This is a genomic window from Ruania albidiflava DSM 18029, from assembly GCF_000421225.1.
Taxonomy (GTDB): Bacteria; Actinomycetota; Actinomycetes; order Actinomycetales; family Beutenbergiaceae; genus Ruania; species Ruania albidiflava.
On the sequence record NZ_ATWL01000053.1, the window covers coordinates 1 to 1,835 of the forward strand.

Below are 1,835 nucleotides of genomic sequence, written 5' to 3' on the forward strand. Positions count from 1 at the left end.
CCTGGCTGCACACCTACAACACTGAACGCCGCCACAGCGCACTCGGCGGCCTCCCGCCCCACAGCCGAGTGTCACCAACCTGATGGCCGAGTACATCTAGATCCGCGCCCTCGTCGAGGTCGGCGTCGTCGAGGCGGGCGAAGAAGGCGTCTTCGGCGGCTTTGCGGCGGGCGACTTGTTCGATCACGAAGGCCACGAAGTCCTCGCGCCGGTTTGTGATCGGGATGTCTTCGACCGGCGGGGCCGGGGGTTCGCCGGGCCGGGCGGTCTGCCGGTCGGGGCGGTCCCGATCCAGGCGGGTGCCGGAGGCGGCGACCCAGTCGCGGAGCCGCTGCCGGGTGGCGGCGAAGTCGCGGTGCCATCCGATCGCGGCCGAGGCGTCCTGTTCTGGGTCGTACGCGGCGAGCCAGTGCAGATGCAACGCGGAGAGCTCCCATTTGAGTGCCGGATGCCGGTGCCACATCGGCGGGATCACCGAGGCGGGCAGCGCGTACTCTCTCCTGACCCACTCGACCCACCGGTTCAGGGCGAGCCATTCCTGCTCCAGATCGTGCGCGAGCAGCAGGTTCCAGTTCACAGGCCGCGGTGGCCCCGGCGCATCATCGTCGGGTCCGGTCGGCCCGAAGTCTTCGTCCTCCCACTCGTCCTGCTGACCCTCGTCGTCGGGGGTCGTCTCGTCTGCGGGCGGGAGCGTGGTGTCGTCGTTCATCATCCGGCTCCTCACATGGCCCGGGCGTGCTGCTCGTGGCCGGGCTGTTCGTGCTCGGGCGGCTCGAAGCCGACCTGCCGCTGCGGCTGCTGCCGGTTCGGGGACTCCATCTGGGAGAGCCGGCGCGGGCTGCCCACGTGGGTGTTCATGCGGGCGAGGTCGTGGCCGAACCGGCTCGCGATGAACTCGGTCTCCTCGACCCCGGTCTTGGGGTTCGTGCTCGGTTCCGGGTGCCCGATCGCGAGGAACCAGTCGCCCTTGGCGAGCTTGCGATCACCGGCTTCGGCCGCCCCGCGGAACGCAACGACATCGTGGAAGGTGGTGGGGAGCTTGATCCTGGATCCGTCGGGCCCATACCCGTAGTGCTCCTGCCCGGCCCTGAAATACAGACGCGGCTTTCCGTCGCGCGTCGTCGGCTTCGGATTCGAGGCGACGAACCCGTAGAAGGCTTCACTGATCTCCGGGTCTACGTCTGGTTTCTGCTCGCTCATCGTGTGCTCCTGCTCTGCTCATGCCGCCCGCTCCTCATCGGGGCTGCTCATGGCAGCCAGGTGCACCCGACCACCCCGGCGGGGTTACTGCTGGTGGGCGTTGTGCAGGAGCTGTTCGACCTCGGCTCGATCCGACTGGATCTGCTTGCCGTCGGGGCGGTCGGGCCAGGCGCGCAGGTCGGTGACGATCGGCGGTGCCGAGCGCAGCAGGGTCACGGCGGTGCCGAACGGGAGAGTTTTGATCCGGTCTGGCGGGAGGATCGCGACCCGCCGCACGCTGCGTTGGTTGGAGCGGGAGCCGTAGTCGCCGACGGTGGTGGTGTTGGTGAGCTCGTCGCGTTCCCCGATGAGCGTGGAGAGGTCTTGGAGGTCGCGGCTGTTGGAGGCGCCGCCGAGGATGATTTTCACGATGGACGCGGACTCTGCAGGAAGGCTGGGCCTACCGGCGACCGTTCACATCTAATCAAGAGCGGGTCGATGCGCTCGGGCCCTGGCTCGACCACTACAACTATGATCGAGGCCACACCGCTTGCGGAGGCCGGCCCCCGATCAGCCGAGTGTCACCAACCCACTGACCGGGTACATCTAGGGCGTGTCTCCCATATGTGAGGGGGTTTTGCCTTGAGGGTTGAGGG

2 protein-coding genes and 2 pseudogenes are annotated in these 1,835 nt (G+C 68.0%); 2 read left to right on the forward strand and 2 right to left on the reverse strand.

Annotated features, from left to right (window positions below; all coding sequences use genetic code 11):
- A partial coding sequence (locus tag K338_RS26335; protein ID WP_157612659.1) for an integrase core domain-containing protein occupies positions 1-83 on the forward strand: 83 nt, incomplete at its 5' end.
- A 637-nt stretch (positions 84-720) separates the two neighbouring features.
- On the opposite strand, the gene K338_RS24875 is transcribed toward K338_RS26335, so the two are convergent.
- A complete protein-coding gene (locus K338_RS24875; RefSeq protein WP_022919799.1) occupies positions 721-1,200 on the reverse strand; it encodes a single-stranded DNA-binding protein in 480 nt (159 codons plus the stop codon).
- 84 nt (positions 1,201-1,284) lie between these two features.
- A pseudogene (locus tag K338_RS0119475) lies at positions 1,285-1,617 on the reverse strand (TraM recognition domain-containing protein); the annotation flags it as partial.
- Here K338_RS0119475 and K338_RS25385 point away from each other — a divergent pair.
- A pseudogene (locus K338_RS25385) lies at positions 1,608-1,775 on the forward strand (integrase core domain-containing protein); the annotation flags it as partial. The pseudogenes K338_RS0119475 and K338_RS25385 sit on opposite strands and share 10 nt — an antisense overlap.
- Between the last annotated feature and the right edge of the window lie 60 nt (positions 1,776-1,835).

What these genes read in the sequence shown, in the direction of transcription:
- K338_RS24875 (WP_022919799.1), bottom strand. Translation starts at nt 1,200, where the DNA reads ATGAGCGAGCAGAAACCAGACGTAGACCCGGAGATCAGTGAAGCCTTC.